The organism is Andreprevotia chitinilytica DSM 18519 (assembly GCF_000711875.1).
Lineage (GTDB): Bacteria > Pseudomonadota > Gammaproteobacteria > Burkholderiales > Chitinibacteraceae > Andreprevotia > Andreprevotia chitinilytica.
The window spans coordinates 1-18,747 of the sequence record NZ_JONM01000026.1 but is presented as its reverse complement, the minus strand read 5'-3'; the positions used below and the strand labels follow the sequence as shown (position 1 = coordinate 18,747).

The window sequence follows — 18,747 nt, the reverse complement described above, 5'->3', positions numbered from 1 at the left end:
ATTAGGCGAATGGCTTGATTTCAACGCCCTCAACATACACCGCCTTTACCCGCAATTCACGATCCAGCACCACCACATCCCCCCAAGCCCCAATCGCCAGCCGGCCCCGATCTGCCAGACCGAGATAATCCGCCGGATTGCGCGAAATGCGGTTCGACGCATCTTCCAGCGCCAATCCCAGCCCGACCAGATTCCGCAGCACCACATCCATCGTTAGCGCGCTGCCCGCCAGCGTGCCATCCGGCAGCGTGACGGCGCCCAGGCACTTGGTCACCGTGCGGCCACGGCCGGTATAGGTGCCGTCGGGCAGGCCGGCGGTTTGGGTGGCGTCCGTTACGCAATACAGTTTGGGGATACTGCGCAGCGCCACCCGCATCGCGCCGGGGTGAACGTGGATCAGGTCCGGGATCAGCTCGCTGTACTCAGCATGTGCCAGTGCTGCGCCGACCATGCCGGGTGCGCGGTGCGCCAATGGGGTCATGGCGTTGTAGAGGTGTGTGAAGCCGGCCACGCCGTCGGCCAATGCCTTTACGCCATCCTCATAACTGCCAAGTGAGTGCCCAACCTGCACGCGCACACCGCGTGCGGCCAGTTCACGGATTACCGCTTCGTGGCCGGCGATTTCCGGCGATAGCGTGACGACCTTCACCGGCACGAGCTGCATATAGCGATCCAGCTCTGCCATCACCGCGGTACGGGCTTCATCAGGCAGGCCGCCGAGCCGACCGGGATTTACATACGGCCCTTCCAGGTGCACGCCTAATAGTTGAGCGGCATTGGCCGGGCGTTGCTGGATGATTGGTGCGAGTTCATTCAGCAGCGCAGTCAGCTTCTCGTGGCTGGTGCAGACCGTCGTCGCCAACAAACTCGTTGTGCCGTGGCTGGCGTGCAATCTGGCGATTGCCGTCGCCGATTCAGCCCCATCCATCATGTCGAAGCCGAGAGCGCCGTGGATGTGTAGATCCACGAAGCCGGGCAGGATGTAGTCATCGCTGTTGTCGGCGGGATTGGCGTGTTTGCCGCCGATCCGGGAGATTCGGCCATCCGCAAAAGTGAGCTCACCGTAACGCCAGCCGTCAGGGGTAAGGATATTGCCGTCAAGCATCGCCGGACTCCGTTGCTGAAAGCGTTATCGTCAAACTGCTCGACGGGCGTGGCAAGTCAAAAAACGTAACGACGGTAAGCGGAGACGGGTGGCAGTTATGGCATGCTTGCACCATTACACCTGTCGCAAGGACTCTTCATGCAACTCGTCATCGGCAACAAGAAATACTCGTCATGGTCGTTACGCCCGTGGTTAGGCCTCACCCATGCCGGCATCCCGTTCGAGGAAGTGCTGGTCAACCTCCATGAGCCGGATAGCAAAGCGCGTCGTCTCAAAATCACCCCGACCGGCAAAGTGCCCGCGCTGATTGATGGCGACCTGACCATTTGGGAAACGCTGGCGATTGCCGAATACATCGCCGAAAAATTCCCTGCCGCCAAACTTTGGCCCGTTGATGCCAAAGCCCGCGCCGTGGCGCGCGCCGCTTGTGCCGAGATGCATGCCGGCTTCGTGCCGCTGCGTTCGCTGTGCAATATGGATTTGTCGCAACGGAAGTCCGTGACGATCACGCCGGAAGTGCAGGCGGATGTTGATCGCATCGTCGCGTTGTGGGGCGATTGCCGGGCGCGTTTCGGCACCCGTTCCAATCAAGACCGAGGGCCATTCCTGTTCGGTGAGTTCTGCTGGGCCGATGCGTTTTTCGCACCAGTGGCGACGCGGTTCCGCACCTACAACATCGCACTGCCGCCTGAGGCGCAGGCCTATGCCGATCTGCTGCTGAACCTGCCCGCGTTCAAGGCGTGGGAGGCCGCAGGGCAGGCAGAGCCTTGGACGGAAGTCTGATCCTCGGACAAACCTTGAAATGCCGCCCTCCACAGGGCGGTTTTTGTTGCCTAAAAATTAGGCAGGCGTTAGAATGCGCGCCTTTTTCGCGGTTTCCTCTTCGCTCCTTTTTCCATGCACATCGGCCCGTATCAACTTGCCAACAACCTGATCGTCGCGCCCATGGCCGGCGTAACGGACAAGCCATTCCGGCAGTTGTGCAAGCGTTTCGGGGCGGGGCATGCGGTGAGCGAGATGATTACCTCAGATCAGTCGCTGCGCCTCACTAAAAAGACGCAACGCCGGGCGGATTTCGAGGGTGAGCTGGCGCCGATCTCGGTGCAGATCGCCGGTTCCGATCCGGCCCAATTGGCTGAAGCAGCACGATATCAGGTGGAAAACGGCGCGCAGATCGTCGACATCAATATGGGCTGTCCGGCCAAGAAGGTGTGCAACAAGCTGGCGGGTTCGGCTTTGCTGCAGAACGAGGCGCTGGTGGGTGAGATTCTGGAATCGGTCGTCAAGGCGGCCGATGTGCCGGTCACGCTGAAAACGCGGCTGGGATTTTGCAACGGCGAGGAAAATATCCTGCGCGTGGCGCAGATGGCCGCTGATGCTGGCATTGCCGCGTTGGCCATCCATGGTCGCACGCGGGAAGACATGTATAACGGCGCGGCGCGTTATGCGCTGATCCGGGAAGTAAAGCGGCAAAGCAAGATGCCGATCATCGCCAATGGCGATATCGACAGCCCGCAGAAGGCGGCGGAAGTGCTCAGGGAAACGGGCGCGGACGCCATCATGATCGGCCGCGCAGCACAAGGCCGGCCGTGGTTGTTTCGCGAGATCGGCCACTATCTGGCAACGGGGGAAACGTTGCCGCCACCACGGGTGGAGGAAATCCGCGATGTGCTGATCGAGCACCTTGACGGGTTGTACAGCCACTATGGTGAGTATTCCGGCTGCCGCATCGCGCGCAAGCATATTGCCTGGTACACCAAGGGCTTGCACGGCGGTAACGCGTTTCGCCAGGCGATGTACAAGCTGGAAAGCACGACAGAACAACAAGGTGCGACGCAGGCGTTTTTTGACCGGTTGCTACAAACCGGCGAGCGCCTGACGTATGACGTGGAAGCAACATAGAAAATGATGAGATGTATCAGGGGGCATGATGAATAACCAGGTAGCCAGCGATTTTGCCGTGGACGCAATCGGAGATCCGATCGCCGCCGCAATCAAGACTTCGCTGGAGCAATATTTCCACGACCTCGACGGCGAAGCGCCGTGCGCGGTCTACGACATGGTGCTGGCGCGAGTTGAAAAGCCGTTGCTGACGCTTGTGCTGGAGCGCGTCGAGGGCAACCAGACCCGTGCCGCCGAGCTGTTGGGCATCAATCGCAATACGCTGCGCAAGAAATTGCAAACCTACGATCTTCTGTAAATCGTCTGTAAATCAGGGAATGAGCATGAGCAAAATCACCCGGGCGCTGATCAGCGTCTCCGACAAGACTGGCGTCCTCGACTTTGCCAAGGCGCTGTCCGCGCAAGGCGTTGAAATCCTCTCCACCGGCGGCACCGCCAAACTGTTCGCCGATAACGGCGTGCCGGTGATCGAAGTCGCCGACTACACCGGCTTCCCGGAAATGCTCGATGGCCGCGTGAAGACGCTGCACCCCAAGATTCACGGCGGCATCCTCGGCCGGCGCGATCTGGAAGCCCACGTGCAGACCATGCGTGAGCATGGCATCGGCAACATCGATCTGGTCTGTGTGAACCTGTATCCGTTCGAAGCCACCGTCGCCAAGCCCGGTTGCTCGTATGAAGACGCCATCGAGAATATCGACATCGGCGGCCCGACCATGGTGCGCTCCGCCGCCAAGAACCACGCCCACGTTGCCATCGTGACCGATGCCAGCGACTACGCGCCGCTGATCGACGAGATGAAAGCCAACCAGGGCGGCCTCACGCTCACCACGCGCAAGAATCTCGCCAAGAAAGCGTTCAGCCATACCGCTGCTTACGATGGCGCGATTTCCAATTACCTGACCGCGCTGACCGAAGACGGCGAAAAAGCCGCCTTCCCGACCCGCCTCAATGCGCAATTCGAGAAAGTGCAGGACATGCGCTACGGAGAAAACCCGCACCAGGCCGCCGCGTTCTATCGCGATCTGCACCCGGCTGCCGGCTCGCTCGCCAACTACAAGCAGTACCAGGGTAAAGAGCTGTCCTACAACAACATCGCTGATGCCGATGCCGCGTGGGAAGCCGTCAAGCAGTTCGAAGCGCCGGCCTGCGTCATCGTCAAGCACGCCAACCCGTGCGGTGTGGCCATCGCGGACGACACCTACAACGCTTATCGCCTCGCTTTCGCCACTGATACCACCAGCGCTTTTGGCGGCATCATCGCCTTCAACAAGCCGATCGATGTCGAAACCGTCGAAGCCGTCTCCAAGCAATTCATGGAAGTGCTGATTGCCCCGGCCTATACGCCGGAAGCGCTCGAACTCTTGGCCAAGAAGGTCAACGTGCGCGTGCTGGCGGTCGCCATCGAGTCGGGCGAAAACAAGTTCGACTTTAAGCGCGTGGGTGGCGGCCTGCTGGTGCAAACGCCGGATACGCATTTGCTGACGCTGGCCGATATCAAGGTCGTGACCAAGAAACAGCCGACGCCGGAACAGCTCAAGGATCTGCTGTTCGCGTGGAATGTCGCCAAGTTCGTCAAATCCAACGCGATTGTCTTCTGCGGCAAGGGTCAGACGTTGGGGATTGGTGCAGGCCAGATGAGCCGCGTCGACTCGACCAAGATTGCCGCGATCAAGGCTAAGAATGCTGGTCTGGATTTGCGTGGTTCCGTGGCTGCGTCGGACGCCTTCTTCCCGTTCCGCGACGGTGTGGACGTGATCGCCGAGAACGGCGTGGCCGCCATCATCCAGCCGGGTGGCTCGGTGCGTGATGATGAAGTGATTGCGGCGGCGGATGAGCATGGCATTGCGATGGTAGTAACCGGCATCCGCCACTTCCGCCATTGATTCGGGGCTGCGACGCGCTTGGGCTTTGTCACTCGATCGCTCGTGTACGAAAGTACACGTCGCTCCTCGTTTCGCGCCCAAGCACGTCTCGCTCCCGAATCGGTTTTGGATGGAAATCGCCTGTAGAAATTCTCGCGGCCAGCAAGGTTTTCTCCCCTCGCCCATTTATGGGAGAGGGGCCGGGGGTGAGGGCCTGCAACACGCAGCGTTCTATTTAGCATCCTCTCCCTAACCTTCTCCCACACGTGGGAGACGGGACTAAAAAACTGTAAACGGGCTCCAGGTAAACGCATCAACACGGATCGACAACCGATGAAAAAACTACTCGCTCTGCTTTGCCTCGTCGCGGCGTTGCCCGCCTACGCGGTTGATTGCGGAAACATGGGTGAAACGCTCGGCAGTGGTTGCGAGCGCATCGCCAAGACCTTTGCCGACGGCAAGCGCGACCTCTATCTGTCCGGCTACGCCTGGCATGATCCGGGCACGTATACCGAACAAAAGCGCTCCGAACTCAACAACAAGGCGTGGGGCCTCGGTTACGGCAAGCAGCTGACCGATGCGGACGGCAACGAAGACTTCGTCTACGGTCTGGCGTTTTCTGATTCGCACAAGGACATGCAGATCAATATCGGCTACGGCCGGCTCTGGTATTGGGACATCGCCGGCCCGGTGAAGCTTGGCGGCGGCTATACCATTGGCCTGACGCACCGGCACGATATCCTCTCCGGCGTGCCGTTCCCGGTTGCGTTTCCGCTCGTGACCGTCAAGGTTGATCGTTTCTCGCTGCTGGGTACCTTCCTGCCCAAGCTGGGCGGGGGCTTGAATCATGGCAATGTGGGCTACCTATTCGGTCGCATCGAACTCGAATAGGTGTCATGCGCAAACCCCTTCTGGCGTTGTTATGCTCGCTTGCCGTACGAGTTGTACTGTCTGCGCTTCGCATGCCTAGCCAGAAGGGGTTTGCGCACGACACCAGCAGATTTGTGGTGCCCGGCGGTCGTCGCCTAATCAGCAAGGTTTTATTCGCGGTGCCAACGCGGTTCGTTTCTAACTAAGGATTTGTAATGAATATTCTCGTCATCGGCTCGGGTGGCCGCGAGCACGCGTTGGCGTGGAAAATTGCCCAGAGTGAGCGCGTCGGCAAGGTGTTCGTCGCGCCGGGCAATGCGGGCACGGCGCTGGAAAGAGAACTGACCAATGTCGATGTGACGGCGATTCCCGATCTGGTCGAATTCGCCAAGCGTGAAAACGTCTCGCTCACGGTCGTCGGCCCGGAAGCGCCGTTGTCGCAAGGTGTGGTCGATGCTTTCCGTGTCGCTGGCCTCAAGGTGTTCGGCCCGACTCGCGCTGCCGCCCAGCTCGAATGGTCGAAGGATTTCGCCAAGGCGTTCATGAAGCGCCACGGCATTCCCACCGCTGATTACGAAACCTTCGGCGATGCCGCCGCAGCGCATGACTACGTCAACGCCAAGGGCGCGCCGATCGTCATCAAGGCTGACGGTCTGGCTGCCGGCAAGGGCGTCGTTGTGGCGCTGACGCTGGACGAAGCCCACGCCGCCATCGAGATGATGCTGGCCGACAACAAGTTCGGCGATGCTGGCGCCCGCGTGGTGATCGAAGAGTTTCTGGAGGGCGAAGAAGCCAGCTTCATCGTCATGGTCGATGGCAAGAACGTGTTGCCGATGGCCTCCAGCCAGGATCACAAACGTCTGTTGGACAACGACGAAGGCCCGAACACCGGTGGCATGGGCGCATACAGCCCGGCACCGGTGGTGACGCCAGAAGTGCACGCCCGCGCCATGCGTGAGGTGATTCTGCCTACCGTCGCCGGCATGGCGAAAGATGGCGTCGAGTTCACCGGCTTCCTCTACGCCGGCCTGATGGTCAGCGCGGATGGCGCGGTGAAAGTGGTCGAATTCAATTGCCGTTTCGGCGACCCCGAAACCCAGCCGATCATGCTGCGGCTCAAGTCCGATTTCGTTGTGCTGCTGGAGCATGGCGTCAACGGCACGCTCGATCAGGCCGAAGCCGAATGGGATCGCCGCGTGGCGCTGGGTGTGGTGCTGGCTGCGGCCAATTACCCGGAAACGCCCCGCAAAGGCGACGTGATCACCGGCCTGGACAAAAAGTACGAAGATGGCCACATCTTCCACGCCGGCACGACCCAGAACGCCGACGGTGCAGCGATCACCAGCGGCGGTCGCGTGCTCTGTGCGACGGCTTTTGGTGAAACCTTCAAGCTGGCGCAGAAACGCGCTTATGAACTGGTGGCCGACGTGCATTTCGATGGCATGCAGTTCCGCAAGGACATCGGCTGGCGCGCGATTACGCGTAAATAGCGCCATCTCCTGCAGGCCGGGCTCGTGATCAACGGGCACTGGCCTGTAATTGTTTGGCATACGCCCGGATTCACGCTATCCCGGACGTGGTATCCGCTAGCCGCGGCGTAGAATAAAACCCTTTCCTTTTAGATCGTTCCGCATCGCTCCGATGAAACTGCTCGTCCTTGGCGTCAACCACCAGACTGCACCGCTTGCGGTGCGCGAACGGCTGGCTTTTACGCCGGCCGAGCTGGAAGGCGCGCTGGTGGAGTTGTCGCAAGTGAAGGGCGTTGCCGAGGCCGCTATCGTCTCCACCTGTAATCGCACCGAGCTGTACTGCAACGCCCGCGAGGCGGATGCGGTGCTGGGTTGGTTTGCGGCGCAGCGTGGTCGGCCGGTCGAAGAAATCTCCCAACACCTGTATCAACTCGAAAACGATGCCGCCAGCCGCCACGCCTTCCGCGTCGCCGCCGGGCTCGATTCGATGGTGGTGGGTGAAACGCAGATTCTTGGCCAGCTCAAGGATGCCGAAAGAGTCGCCCGCGAGGCCGGCAGCCTGGGCGTGCTGCTCAACGGTTTGTTCAAGCGGGCCTTTCAGGTTGCCAAGACCGTGCGTACCGAAACGAAGATCGGTGCGGCCTCGGTCTCAATGGCGGCGGCTTCGGTGAAGATGGCTGAGCGGCTGTTTTCGTCGATTGCCGATTGCAAGGTGTTGTTCGTTGGCGCGGGCGAGATGATCGAGCTGTGCGCCACCCACTTTGCCGGCGAGAAACCTGCCCGCATCGTTGTCGCCAACCGCACGCTGGAACGCGCCGAGAAACTGGCTGCGCAACATGGCGGAGAAGCCATGTTGCTGAACGACATCAGTGCCCGCTTGGCCGAGTTCGATATCGTCGTCAGCTCCACCGCCTCGCCGCTGCCCATCATCGGCAAAGGCATGGTCGAGCGGGCGCTCAAGGTGCGCAAACACCGGCCGATTTTCATGGTCGATCTGGCGGTGCCGCGTGATATCGAAGGCGAAGTCGCCGAGCTGTCGGACGTCTATCTCTACACCGTCGACGACCTCTCTGAAATCGTCCGCCAAGGCATGGCCTCCCGCGAGAGTGAAGTCGAAGCCGCCGAAGTGCTGGTGGAAGAGGGCGTGGACGAATTTCACCAATGGCTCGCCACCCGCAGTCTAGTGCCGACCATCCGCGAGCTGCGCGATCACACCGACCGCATCGCCCGCCACGAATTGGCCCGCGCCAAGAAACGCATTGCCGCCGGCGATAACGCTGAGGAAGTCCTGGAGCGCCTGGCCGAACAACTCGCCGCCAAATTCCTGCACGCTCCGCTCGCCACGCTTAACGCCGCCGCGCCACACGAACAAGAACAACTCGCAGCGGCCACCCGCCGGCTTCATCGGCTGCCGCTGGAAGACAACGAATGAAACCATCGATCTTTAGCAAATTAGCCCAACTGAAAGACCGCCTCGAAGAAGTCGGCGCGCTGCTCGCCACCGAAGAGGCCACGCGCGATATGGATCAATACCGCAAGCTCACGCGTGAACACGCCGAGCTGGAGCCGGTTGTCGCGCTGTTCAACGAATTCCGCCAGGCCGAAGCCGATATCGCTACCGCGCAAGAACTGCTGGCCGACCCGGATATGAAGGAAATGGCCGAAGAGGAAATTGCCTCCGGCAAGGCCCGCATTGAAGCGCTGGAACTCGATCTGCAAAAAGCGCTACTGCCCAAAGACCCGAACGACGAGCGCAATATCTTCCTGGAAGTCCGCGCTGGTACGGGCGGTGACGAATCGGCGCTGTTCGCCGCTGACCTGTTCCGCATGTACACGCGTTACGCCGAGCGCAATCGCTGGCAAGTGGAAGTGATTTCGGCCAGTGAATCTGACCTCGGCGGCTACAAGGAAGTGATCGCTCGCATTGTTGGCTTTGGCGCGTATTCGCGCCTCAAGTTCGAATCCGGCGGCCATCGTGTGCAGCGTGTGCCGGCGACTGAAGCACAAGGGCGCATTCATACCTCGGCCTGCACCGTGGCCGTGATGCCGGAAGCGGATGAAGCCGAAGAAATCAACATTAATCCGTCCGAGCTGCGCATCGATACTTTCCGGGCCAGCGGCGCGGGCGGGCAGCATATCAACAAGACCGACTCGGCTGTGCGCGTCACGCACTTGCCGACCGGTATCGTCGTCGAGTGCCAGGACGACCGCAGCCAGCACAAGAACAAGGCTCGCGCCCTGGCGGTGCTCGCTGCGCGGATCAAGGACGTGCAAGACCGTGAACGCCATGCTGCAGAAGCGGCTACGCGCAAATCGCTGGTCGGCTCCGGCGATCGCTCCGAGCGCATCCGCACCTACAACTTCCCGCAAGGGCGGATGACCGATCACCGCATCAACCTCACGCTCTACAAGCTGGATCAGATCATGGATGGCGATCTGGAGGATTTGACGCAGGCGCTGGTGAATGAGCAGCAGGCTGAATTGTTGGCGGCGCTGGGCGGCGACTGAGGTCTATCCGCAGGCCTGCTTCTAAAATGTAGGAGCGAGCTTGCTCGCGATTGCTGCGTTGGATTAACCGGTGTCATCGCGAGCAAGCTCGCTCCTACATCTACGTCTGCCGATTTCTCAGGCGGATCAGCCTTCCCTTAAAAATACCGCAGCCGGAACTACACCCCCCCGCATGCCGCCCAAACGCGTTTACCCGCGTCGGAGGCAATATGAAGAAAATCATTCTGTTGGCGAGCTTGTTCGCTGCATCGGTCGCCATGGCCGGGTTTGTCGGCCCCGGTGGCGCGACGGTCACCAGCGTGGTGGAAGCCGGCAAGGCGGCCGATAAGACGATGGTGGTGCTGGAAGGCAAAATCGTTCGTCAGCACGACAAGAAACACTACGATTTCCAGGACGCCAGTGGCACGATCAAGATCGAGGTCGATCACGATAAATGGCCCGCCGGCGAGATCACACCGCAAACACGTGTGCGCCTGACCGGTGAAGTGGATCGCGATTGGCGCGGCATTGATGTCGAAGTCGATCAGATCGAAATCCTGCGTTAATCCAGTTCCCGGTTAACCAGCAATAAACGGCGCACCCCGGTGCGCCGTTTTCGCGTCCATCATCAGCGCTGAAAGCGTCTTTGGGATCAGCGCATATCAATGGTGAATGTCATCGTCCCATTGGCATCGCCCGGCGTGATCTGATCGGCGTATTGGTAGTACTCGGCTTGCAGGTTGAGGTACTTGTTATGCTCATTTCCTGTTATGCCAAGGCTATTCCATGTTTTCAGGGTAAACGGCGTGCCCGTATCGGCGGATTTCACACGAATCCCGATGCCGGTGGCGGGTTGGTCGCCATCAACTTGCAGCAAATCCCGATGCCCATTCACGGCGACGCCATCGAATTTGATCGAAAGGGGAGTTGGAATCGGATCGTCGATGTTGTCGCAATGCAGTAGTAGCTGAAGTTGCCGTTGCGCAGCAGTTGATCCAATACCGCTGAATGACGCTGGCGTGACAATGCCGAAGTCGACCTCCTTGTTTTGCGACCCCGCATCCACCGTGCAAGCGATGCCGGGGAACCATGTCCCCACGATGCGCTTGGTGCCCAGTGTCACTGTGCTGCTACCGGCGGGTGTGGCGGTGAGCGTGAAAATGTTTGGCGTGAAATGCGATGGCCGGACCGGGCCAACCTTGATCAATTCGATGGCCATGCGATGAATCTGGGTGGTGCCATCGCCGGGGTGGGGGAACCTGGTGTGGTTGATGCCGCTGATCACCGTTTCATCCAGGTAGACGCGCATTGCCACGCCTGACAGTGTCGTATTCCACATATCCGTACCCGTTCTGATGCCATAAGCGGGTGATATATCCAATTGCTCCGGTTCGGGGTCGCCGGACGCTTTTTTGTCACACCTGATGGATAAATCCCACGTTCTTGGCACGTTAAGGTGCGCGCCGATGGGGATGGATGCATCCGCCATGACGGCGCCGAATTCGAGCGGATCGAAATCGCCGGTCGGCACATAGCAAACGGCGTAGGCCCGTGCAGAGAGCAGCGCGAAACCCAGCATGATGAGAAGACGGCGTAGCAACCCCGCGTCGAAGAGAGCCTTGCCGAAGAGAGTTCTAACAGTCATGACACGCGCTCCTTGGAAGGCGTAGCGTTTTGCGGCGCAGCGGCGGTCGATACAGCTCCTACCTTGGGCGGATGGCAGACCGCATCGATTTCCGGGAAGTCCTCGCTTTTGTGGATGACGGTGGCGTCGAAATTCAATTCGCACTGATTCTTGAGTTGCTTGCCCCAGCGCACGCTCAGCACGCCGTGGTTGCCGGCACCGCTCACGAAGCCCTGGCCATCCGGGCCGACCATGCCGACTTCATCGTGCACGCCGGCAAAGATACGAGCGCCAAACGGAGCAGGCTTGCCGTTGTCCTGCTTGATATTCAGCAGCATCCGGCCGGTCGATACCTTGAAGTCGGTCAGCACGATTGCACCGCGCGTTGGGGCGATCATGCGGGTGGCGGTCTTCACTTCCAGCTGGCGACCCAGATCGGCGGTATGCAGCGTGACGCGGTTCATGCGGTACGGCGTCAGGTTCGGCACCACCGCATAACCACGGGCATCGGTATGCACACCGGTGTTGTTTTCAATGCCGACGCCGGCGGCACCGGGCGCGGCGACCAGTGCCACGGTTTCGCCCAGTGGTTGCGACAGCGTGATGCCATTGCCGTGGATGATCATGCCGCCTGCGGCTTCGACCGAGGTTTGCGACTGGGTGCGCGACTGGTTGTGTGCGATGCCGAACTCACCGATGCCGCTGCGATAACTCAGGTTCGCGCCACCACTCACGCCGCTGGTGTCGCTATTGTCGGCGTGCACGCTGTAGCTCAGTGCATGGTTGTCCAGCAAGGTGCCGCTCACGCCGGTGCTTTCCCGCAGGCCATCGCTGCCGGACACCAGAGATGCAGTCGCATAGCTGGCATTGCCGTTGGCGCTGGTCGGCTCCTTGCCGAGCGGGATCGACACATTGAGCGAAATCATCCGGCTGGATGAACCGTCCGCGCGGCGGTCGAAACTCAGGTTCAGGCTGTAGGGAATCTTCTTGTAGCTGTTGGAATAACCCAGCTGCAGAGTCCGATCCTTGCCGCCCTGATTCCAGTACCCCTGTTGCGTGAACGAGGCATACATCGCGCCTGCGCCGCCCAGATTCTGCGAGATATTGGTTTCGATCCGGTCGCGCGCGTTCAGCGTCGGCAGCGTGAATGGATCGGTGTTCAGCGGCTGCACCACATCCGAAAAGGTGTGATAACCACGCGTGGAATAACGGAAGCCGGCCACGCGGAATTCAGTGCCGAGCGAATCGAGGGATTTTTCGTACATGAAACGCAACGATTGGCCGCTCTCGGTATGACCATCGGCCATTTGCGAGCGTGCATGCGTCACATCGAGCGACAACGCGCCCAGCACCGCCATGTTCTTGGCGACCCCAAAGGCAGCGGATTGATAGATTGGCGAGGCGATGGCACCACCATACAGCGTGAATTCATTGCGGAATCCACGCGAGACGGTGGCCTCGGCAAAGGCCGGTGATCGATCCGCGCCCGGAATGCGTAATTGGCCGGCGGTGGCGCTGTAATGCCAGGCGCCCTCGCGCAGCAGCGACGGAATCCGCGCATACGGCTGGGTGAAACCATGCTGGCGACCATCGGCTTCGGTGATGGTCACCTGCATGTCGGCATTCGAGGCCGTCGGGTACATGTCGTCGATGCGGAACGGGCCGGGTGGCACGTAGGTGCTGTAGACCAGAAAACCGTTCTGGCGGATTTCCACCTTGGCATGACTTTGCGCGATGCCGCGAATGACCGGTGCGTAACCTTGCAGGCTATCCGGCTGCATCGAATCGTCCGATTCCAGCTGCACGCCGCGGAACGGCACGCTATCGAAGAGATCGCTGGCGGTGACCGCATCGCCCAAGGTCAATTGGCCCTTGAGCGAGGTGATGGCGCGGCGGGCATAGATATTCTGCATCTGCAGCTTGGTGCCCGTGCTATCGCGATTGAGCGAGGCATTGCTGCGCAAGCGCCACGGGCCAACATTCAGGCCGGAGCGCAGTGAGGCATACCACTGCAAGCTGCTGACGCTGCTATCCGACGCGGCGAAATCCTTGGCGCCGCTCACGCGGTAATCGAACAGCGCAGCGTTGATGCCGTTCTGCCACTGCGATGAATCGACCGTGCCCCGCGCAACATGCTTGAGCATCGCGTTCGGTACGGTCAGGTTCAAATGCTGCGTATCCGCGTCATAAGCCACGTAGGTGGCGGGCATGGCGATCTTTTCGACGCATTCGTCTGGCTGCACATTTTCCAAAGCCGGAAACGCAGACAGATTCACACCGATCTTGTCCAGCAAAGCCGGGGTGACACAGGGTGCCGCACCTGCCGCGGCACGTGCACGGAACAGGATGTCGTGCATGCCGGCGCGTTCGTCGTTCAGCATCACCTCGATCCGGTGGACGCCGGGCGTGGCGACGTTGCCATCTGCAAGCGCGGCCAGATCGGTATCGCTGACTTGCTCCGCCTCATCCTCACTATCGCCGAGCGCCAGAAAGCGCGCGTTGAAACGCTTGTGCGCCGGGTGCACGGCAGCCGTCTGCGTCGTCGCGGCGGTGGATGCAGTATCGGTAGGCAGGGTGGGCAACTGGGCGGTCGCGGTCATGCCTTCCGGTGCGGCATCCAGCACCAGCTCCGCCGCGCTGCCGGTGCCAGCCAGGCCCAACGCCAAGGTGGCGGCAAGCAACAGGCGGGATATCAGCCGAGGGCGGGATGCCGGACGCGGATGGCGCAGGGTGTTCATGGCGCGGCGTGCGCAACGTCCTGCTCAATCGTTGCGCCAAAATCGTTGATGGTGGCAAAGCTGATCGGCTCCGAAGCGGGCGCGTGCTGCTTGAGCGGCTGGATGCTATCGGCAAACGGAGCGACGTCTTCCAGATCAGGCACGTTTTCGTTGCCCGCCTTGATATGGGCAAACGTCACGTAATACGGCGTCGGGTTATGCACCTTGAGCACATCGCCCTTGCCGGTTGCGTTCGGGATCACCTGCCACTGCAATTGCCTGGGCGCATCCATTGGCAAACCTTGCAAACCGGCTGGCCGATAAAACAGCTTGATGCGCGTGCGCACTGCAATTTGCAGCACGTTCGGCTCGTCGGCGGCTTCCGGGATTTCCTTCACGTTCAGACGGAACTTCGACTCCCGATCCGCCGGCAGATCCTGGTGCGAATGCAAGATCCGCAACATGTTCTGCTTGCCCGGATCGAGCCGAACCAGCGGCGGGGTGATGAAAAACGGGGCTTTGACGCCCTGCTTTTCTGCCTCGACCCACGACTGGACCACGAATGACTTGGTATCGACATTCTTGATCGGCACTGACGCCTCTCGGTCGTGTTGGTTGAAGATCACGCGTGTGGCGCCAACCACGATACTGGCCTGGGCGGGCTGCACGGCGCTCAAGGCCAGACCGATGAGGCCCGCCGAGCAAAGTGTCTTCAAGGTGGAGCTGTTCGTCTTCATGGTGATGTCATCCTTGATCGCATCAAAGCGATGTCATCCACTGAAGCGGGGTTGCCGGACCGATTGGGTGTTCACGGTCCCGTCACCCGTGCGCCCTCTACCTTCGCGGTCAAGAGGCGGTGGCCTCGACCAGCGGGAAGGGAGAGCGGTTGGGCCGGGATGATGTGTTGTCCAGGGCCGATCGTTGCCGCACTGTGCTGGTATGACCCGGCCCAGCGCAGGCCGCTTAGCGGTAATTCAGCACGAATTGCGCATTGGCGTTGGCGTCGCCGGCAGTCACGGCCTGAGCGGTCGAAACGTAGTGCGCTGCGAACTGCAGCTTGGCCGTGGTTTCGCCGAGTTTGAATTCGTCGGTCGTCGAGTTGATCGCCACTGGCTTGTTGTGGGTCGCGTCCTGCAGCGCAATGGCAATGCCTTTTGCATCACTTGCGGTCGTGCCGACACTCAGGTCGTCGGGGACGGTGCCATCGGCGTTGCCGGTGAGTTGGACTTTCACACCATTCAACGCGGCGTTGCAGCCACTGAGATCGATCGAGAACAGCTTGTCCGGGCCGGTAGTGCCTGCAGTCTTGAATGAATCGGCGCCGACTGTGCCCATATCGACCGTGAGCGCGTTGTTATCGATGGTGCAGGTGGTATCGAGCACCTTGCCGTTGAACTGGATCGTGCCTGAATCAGCACTGGCGGCATGGGCAACGTGCATGCACACGCCAGCCACGACCAAGAGGCTGAGGGCGGTTAGTTTCATACTCGGTTTCATTTGGATGGACTCCCGAATGTCGGTTGAAAATGGCTGCCTTTTGATCTCCCGGGCGAGGAAATCGCTTGGCATGGGGACATTCTGGGAGGGGGCTTATGCGAAGTGAAAAAACCTAAACGGAATATCAATAGGGGTGAGGGGTGAGGGGGGAGGGGGTCTGTAGCCCGGACGGCTTGGCCGGCCGGGGGCGCTGAGTGATCGGAGGGGCTGCCGGAATAATCTTTGGTGCGATGCCACCCCGGCCGGCCAAGCCGTCCGGGCTACGTACCCGTAAGATGATGCCGGGTGTGCTTGATATTGACCCGAATCTGATCCGGCTTGAAATTTGTTCAAGAATGTTTGGAATAGATAGAATGGGTCACGTCAGCAATCCGTCACTTTGGCGTGATTTGCGTGGGCCGGCATAGCGTCCAGACCTTGTCCCCGTTGTTAGAGATTCCTGCCTGATGCCCTTGCGAGATTCCCTGTTCCTCTGGTTGCCAAAGTGGCGAATGGCTCGCGTGATCAGCGTGTTGGTTGTGCTGGTGGCCGCTGTAGTGGCTGGCATGCCGGAATCCCAGGTGCTGTTCGGCTCTTTCGACAAGGTTCATTTCGATTTCGTCACCCGCTTTTTTGCGCGGCCCGGCACCGGCAAGGTGGCGGTGATCAATATCGACGCGAAAACGATTCGCGCCTTGGGCACCGAGGCCATCTTCCAGCGTACCGTGCATGCCCGGCTGATCGACCGGCTGAACCAGGCTTCCAGCGTTACCTTCGATATGCTTTTCCCCGGTGCCGGGGAGGATGATTTCGACTTTGCCGATGCGGTGCATCGCAATGGCCGGGTGGTGTTGCCAGTGCCTTCGGGTGAAGCCGGCCCCAGCGGCAAGCCGCTGCTGCGCTCATCGCCGGCCATATGCAGCGGTGTGGCTGGCGTAGGGCATCACGAGGTCGCCATCGGCCATTACGGCACCGTGACCGGCATCGTGCCTTATGTGCAGATCGGCCCGAAACGCTTTCCTCACGTCGCTCTGGAGGCCATCCGCGTTGCGGGTTTGCACGTGCCCGGCGGCAAGTTGCAGTCGTACGTGTGCGAGCAAGCGCTCTCGGTCGATACCGAACTGACCGCATCGTTGCTGCTGATGCTGCCCGGCCTGCAGGGCGTGGCTCAGTACTCCTATATCGATGTGCTCAATGGTCAAGTGCCGCCGCAGACCTTCCGCAACAAACTGGTGTTTGTAGGCCACTCCGTCTACGAGGCCGGAGGCGAGTTCCAGATTTCATCGCTCAACATGCAATCGCTCAGCCGGGCGCAGCTCGATGCGCTGCTTGCTGATTCCCTGCTCGACGGTAATCTGGTGCGCGAAGTGCCGCGCTGGCTCCAGCAGGCTGCCTACGCAGTGCTTGCGCTGATCATGCTGGCGATCTGTATCTTCGCGCCGGGTCGCAAGATGCACTGGTTTGCGTTGCTATGGGGGGCTGGCGTGTTGTCGGCCGCAACCGCGCTGCTGGGTGGATGGCATATCTGGCTGCCCGTCGGCGCGATCATCGCGACCGGCACGCTGATCTACGCCACGTTCGCCTGGGCCCGGCTGACCAGCACCTATCGGCTGTTGCGGCGCGAGATTGGCGAGCTGCGCGAGATTTCTTCCGCGGTCGGCTTCGACCCCAACGCCCCGGCCAGCACGCCGCAGCCCGTGGCGGACTCGCGCGAGGAAATCAGCCAGGCCATGCGCCAGATTCGCTCCTGGCAAGAAGCCTATGTGAATGTGATCAACCTGTTGCCGTATCCGATCTTTCTGGAGCAAAACGGTCGCATCGTGTTGTGGAATGACAAGGCATCGCAGGTGCTGGGCAAGGATTTCTCGCTCAAGCATGCTGGTGACGATCCCCACGAGCCGGCCGCCGTGACCATCCCCGCCATCCAGCAATTGCTCGTCAACCATCGCGCCGAAGCGGCCGAGGGCGGCATCGAGATGGAGCTGAATGGCATGGCGCACTTGCTGCTGTGCGTGCCGTTCACGCCGCTGGAAAACGAGAAAAGCGAATCGAACCTGATTTGTCTGGTCGACATCGCTGGCGTCAAGGAAACCGTCACGCACGACCGCCAAGTGCTGCGTCACATGGCGCATGACTTGCGCAATCCGCTCACCACCATTCTGGCGTTGCTTGAAGCACAAAACGCCAAAGCCGGCCCCGATGCGCCGCCACAAGATGAGAAATTCGTCGGCGAGCTGCGCCGGCTGGTCGATTACAGCCTGAACGTGGCGCAAGACTTCATGCAGCTCTCTCGCGCCGAGCACCTCGATACCGCCGATTTCGCCCCGGTGCCGCTGTTCGATCTGGTCGATGAAACGGTCGATAACATCAGCGCTTCGGCCGAACAGAAGTCCATCGAGCTACAAGGCCCGGATCTCGATGGCAACGATGTCTTCGTGCTCGCCAATCGCGACATGCTCATGCGTTCGCTGATTAACATCATCGACAACGCGATCAAGTACTCCTCGCCAGATACCACGATTACCGTGTCGATCCAGCGCGATATCGCCGATCTGCCCGGCCACGTCGCCATCGATATCGCCGACCAAGGCGAAGGCATCCCCGCCGAAGCCATGCCACACCTGTTCGAGCCGTTCTTCCAGGTTGGCGTGGATCACCAGGCACGCAGCGGCGTTGGCCTCGGCCTGCCTTTCGTCAAAACTGTGATCGAACGACATGGCGGTACGGTGAGCGTGACGAGCGAAGTGGGGAAGGGATCGGTGTTTCACATCACCTTGCCGGTGACGATGGTGGAGTTGGGGTAGGGGGACTTGCTCCCCTCTCATACTTGTGGGAGAGGGGCTGGGGGTGAGGGCCTGCGGTGTTGAGTATTTCAGCGCCAGGATCCTTTTCAACACCCTCTCCCTAACCCTTGTAGTGGTCAACTTTCCCCGGACACCCCACTAGGTGCGTTGCCAGCCGATTCCCGCTCAAACACGGAGGGTGGCCGGTAACCCAGTTTGGAATGCAGCCGCAGGCTGTTGTAAAAGCCCACGATGTAATCCGTCACATCACGCACCGCTTCCGCCGGGTTGGCGTAGTCGCGCTGCCAGACCCGTTCCATCTTCAAATTCAGGAAGAAGCGCTCCATCACCGCGTTGTCCCAGCAATTGCCCTTGCGGCTCATGCTGCACACCACGCCATGCCGCTGCAGCAACGCCTGGTAGGCCGCGCTGGCGTACTGACTTCCACG

At 60.5% G+C, this 18,747-nt stretch carries 16 protein-coding genes; 10 read left to right on the top strand and 6 right to left on the bottom strand.

Translation table 11 applies throughout. From position 1 onward, the window contains the following. Position 1 precedes the first annotated feature (1 nt). Positions 2 to 1,105, bottom strand: coding sequence for an N-acetylglucosamine-6-phosphate deacetylase (locus tag BR41_RS19215; protein WP_035060298.1), 1,104 nt, complete (start codon positions 1,103 to 1,105; stop codon positions 2 to 4). 138 nt (positions 1,106 to 1,243) lie between these two features. Here BR41_RS19215 and BR41_RS19210 point away from each other — a divergent pair, with 138 nt between their 5' ends. From BR41_RS19210 to BR41_RS19170, 9 genes are all read left to right on the top strand, one after another. Next, positions 1,244 to 1,888 carry a glutathione S-transferase family protein gene (locus BR41_RS19210; protein ID WP_035060296.1) on the top strand — a complete coding sequence of 215 codons (645 nt, stop codon included), beginning with the start codon at positions 1,244 to 1,246 and terminating at the stop codon, positions 1,886 to 1,888. A 114-nt stretch (positions 1,889 to 2,002) separates the two neighbouring features. Next, complete coding sequence (gene dusB / locus BR41_RS19205) at positions 2,003 to 3,007, top strand: tRNA dihydrouridine synthase DusB (protein ID WP_035060293.1); 1,005 nt, start codon at positions 2,003 to 2,005, stop codon at positions 3,005 to 3,007. Between the two features lie 58 nt (positions 3,008 to 3,065). After that, positions 3,066 to 3,305, top strand: coding sequence for a helix-turn-helix domain-containing protein (locus tag BR41_RS19200; protein WP_444541692.1), 240 nt, complete (start codon positions 3,066 to 3,068; stop codon positions 3,303 to 3,305). 25 nt (positions 3,306 to 3,330) lie between these two features. After that, on the top strand, positions 3,331 to 4,893 hold the full coding sequence (gene purH / locus BR41_RS19195) for a bifunctional phosphoribosylaminoimidazolecarboxamide formyltransferase/IMP cyclohydrolase (RefSeq protein WP_035060290.1): 1,563 nt from the start codon (positions 3,331 to 3,333) through the stop codon (positions 4,891 to 4,893). 312 nt (positions 4,894 to 5,205) lie between these two features. After that, the gene (locus BR41_RS19190) at positions 5,206 to 5,763 is read left to right on the top strand and encodes a hypothetical protein (RefSeq protein ID WP_035060287.1); all 558 of its coding nucleotides are present in this window, start codon (positions 5,206 to 5,208) and stop codon (positions 5,761 to 5,763) included. Positions 5,764 to 5,957: 194 nt separating this feature from the next. Then, positions 5,958 to 7,232 carry a phosphoribosylamine--glycine ligase gene (purD, locus tag BR41_RS19185; RefSeq protein ID WP_035060284.1) on the top strand — a complete coding sequence of 425 codons (1,275 nt, stop codon included), beginning with the start codon at positions 5,958 to 5,960 and terminating at the stop codon, positions 7,230 to 7,232. A 151-nt stretch (positions 7,233 to 7,383) separates the two neighbouring features. Beyond that, the gene (hemA, locus tag BR41_RS19180; protein WP_035060282.1) at positions 7,384 to 8,643 is read left to right on the top strand and encodes a glutamyl-tRNA reductase; all 1,260 of its coding nucleotides are present in this window, start codon (positions 7,384 to 7,386) and stop codon (positions 8,641 to 8,643) included. Continuing rightward, positions 8,640 to 9,719 (top strand): peptide chain release factor 1, encoded by a 1,080-nt coding sequence (gene prfA / locus BR41_RS19175; RefSeq protein WP_035060279.1) that lies wholly within the window; start codon positions 8,640 to 8,642, stop codon positions 9,717 to 9,719. Before hemA ends, prfA begins: the two co-directional genes overlap by 4 nt. A gap of 209 nt (positions 9,720 to 9,928) precedes the next feature. Next, a complete protein-coding gene (locus BR41_RS19170; RefSeq protein WP_035060276.1) occupies positions 9,929 to 10,264 on the top strand; it encodes a YgiW/YdeI family stress tolerance OB fold protein in 336 nt (111 codons plus the stop codon). Positions 10,265 to 10,350: 86 nt separating this feature from the next. On the opposite strand, the gene BR41_RS19165 is transcribed toward BR41_RS19170, so the two are convergent. From BR41_RS19165 to BR41_RS23205, 4 genes are all read right to left on the bottom strand, one after another. After that, the gene (locus BR41_RS19165; protein ID WP_084187433.1) at positions 10,351 to 11,343 is read right to left on the bottom strand and encodes a fimbrial protein; all 993 of its coding nucleotides are present in this window, start codon (positions 11,341 to 11,343) and stop codon (positions 10,351 to 10,353) included. Continuing rightward, positions 11,340 to 14,060, bottom strand: coding sequence for a fimbria/pilus outer membrane usher protein (locus tag BR41_RS19160; protein ID WP_051711388.1), 2,721 nt, complete (start codon positions 14,058 to 14,060; stop codon positions 11,340 to 11,342). The genes BR41_RS19165 and BR41_RS19160 overlap by 4 nt, the downstream gene beginning before the upstream one ends. After that, entirely contained in the window at positions 14,057 to 14,776 is a 720-nt protein-coding gene (locus BR41_RS19155) for a fimbrial biogenesis chaperone (protein WP_051711387.1), read from the bottom strand. The genes BR41_RS19160 and BR41_RS19155 overlap by 4 nt, the downstream gene beginning before the upstream one ends. 226 nt (positions 14,777 to 15,002) lie before the next feature. Then, entirely contained in the window at positions 15,003 to 15,524 is a 522-nt protein-coding gene (locus tag BR41_RS23205) for a fimbrial protein (protein WP_051711386.1), read from the bottom strand. A gap of 503 nt (positions 15,525 to 16,027) precedes the next feature. Between BR41_RS23205 and BR41_RS19145 the strand changes: the two genes are divergently transcribed. After that, on the top strand, positions 16,028 to 18,319 hold the full coding sequence (locus BR41_RS19145; protein WP_051711385.1) for an ATP-binding protein: 2,292 nt from the start codon (positions 16,028 to 16,030) through the stop codon (positions 18,317 to 18,319). A gap of 116 nt (positions 18,320 to 18,435) precedes the next feature. Here BR41_RS19145 and BR41_RS19140 read toward each other — a convergent pair. After that, the coding region (locus BR41_RS19140; RefSeq protein WP_035059890.1) for an integrase core domain-containing protein at positions 18,436 to 18,747 on the bottom strand (312 nt) is incomplete at its 5' end.

Bases quoted from the DNA above. Each gene is read 5' to 3' on its own strand.
- BR41_RS19215 (WP_035060298.1), bottom strand. From the start codon at position 1,105: ATGCTTGACGGCAATATCCTTACCCCTGACGGCTGGCGTTACGGTGAG.
- BR41_RS19210 (WP_035060296.1), top strand. From the start codon at position 1,244: ATGCAACTCGTCATCGGCAACAAGAAATACTCGTCATGGTCGTTACGC.
- dusB (WP_035060293.1), top strand. From the start codon at position 2,003: ATGCACATCGGCCCGTATCAACTTGCCAACAACCTGATCGTCGCGCCC.
- purH (WP_035060290.1), top strand. From the start codon at position 3,331: ATGAGCAAAATCACCCGGGCGCTGATCAGCGTCTCCGACAAGACTGGC.
- BR41_RS19190 (WP_035060287.1), top strand. From the start codon at position 5,206: ATGAAAAAACTACTCGCTCTGCTTTGCCTCGTCGCGGCGTTGCCCGCC.
- purD (WP_035060284.1), top strand. From the start codon at position 5,958: ATGAATATTCTCGTCATCGGCTCGGGTGGCCGCGAGCACGCGTTGGCG.
- hemA (WP_035060282.1), top strand. From the start codon at position 7,384: ATGAAACTGCTCGTCCTTGGCGTCAACCACCAGACTGCACCGCTTGCG.
- prfA (WP_035060279.1), top strand. From the start codon at position 8,640: ATGAAACCATCGATCTTTAGCAAATTAGCCCAACTGAAAGACCGCCTC.
- BR41_RS19170 (WP_035060276.1), top strand. From the start codon at position 9,929: ATGAAGAAAATCATTCTGTTGGCGAGCTTGTTCGCTGCATCGGTCGCC.
- BR41_RS19165 (WP_084187433.1), bottom strand. From the start codon at position 11,343: ATGACTGTTAGAACTCTCTTCGGCAAGGCTCTCTTCGACGCGGGGTTG.
- BR41_RS19160 (WP_051711388.1), bottom strand. From the start codon at position 14,060: ATGAACACCCTGCGCCATCCGCGTCCGGCATCCCGCCCTCGGCTGATA.
- BR41_RS19155 (WP_051711387.1), bottom strand. From the start codon at position 14,776: ATGAAGACGAACAGCTCCACCTTGAAGACACTTTGCTCGGCGGGCCTC.
- BR41_RS23205 (WP_051711386.1), bottom strand. From the start codon at position 15,524: ATGAAACTAACCGCCCTCAGCCTCTTGGTCGTGGCTGGCGTGTGCATG.
- BR41_RS19145 (WP_051711385.1), top strand. From the start codon at position 16,028: ATGGCTCGCGTGATCAGCGTGTTGGTTGTGCTGGTGGCCGCTGTAGTG.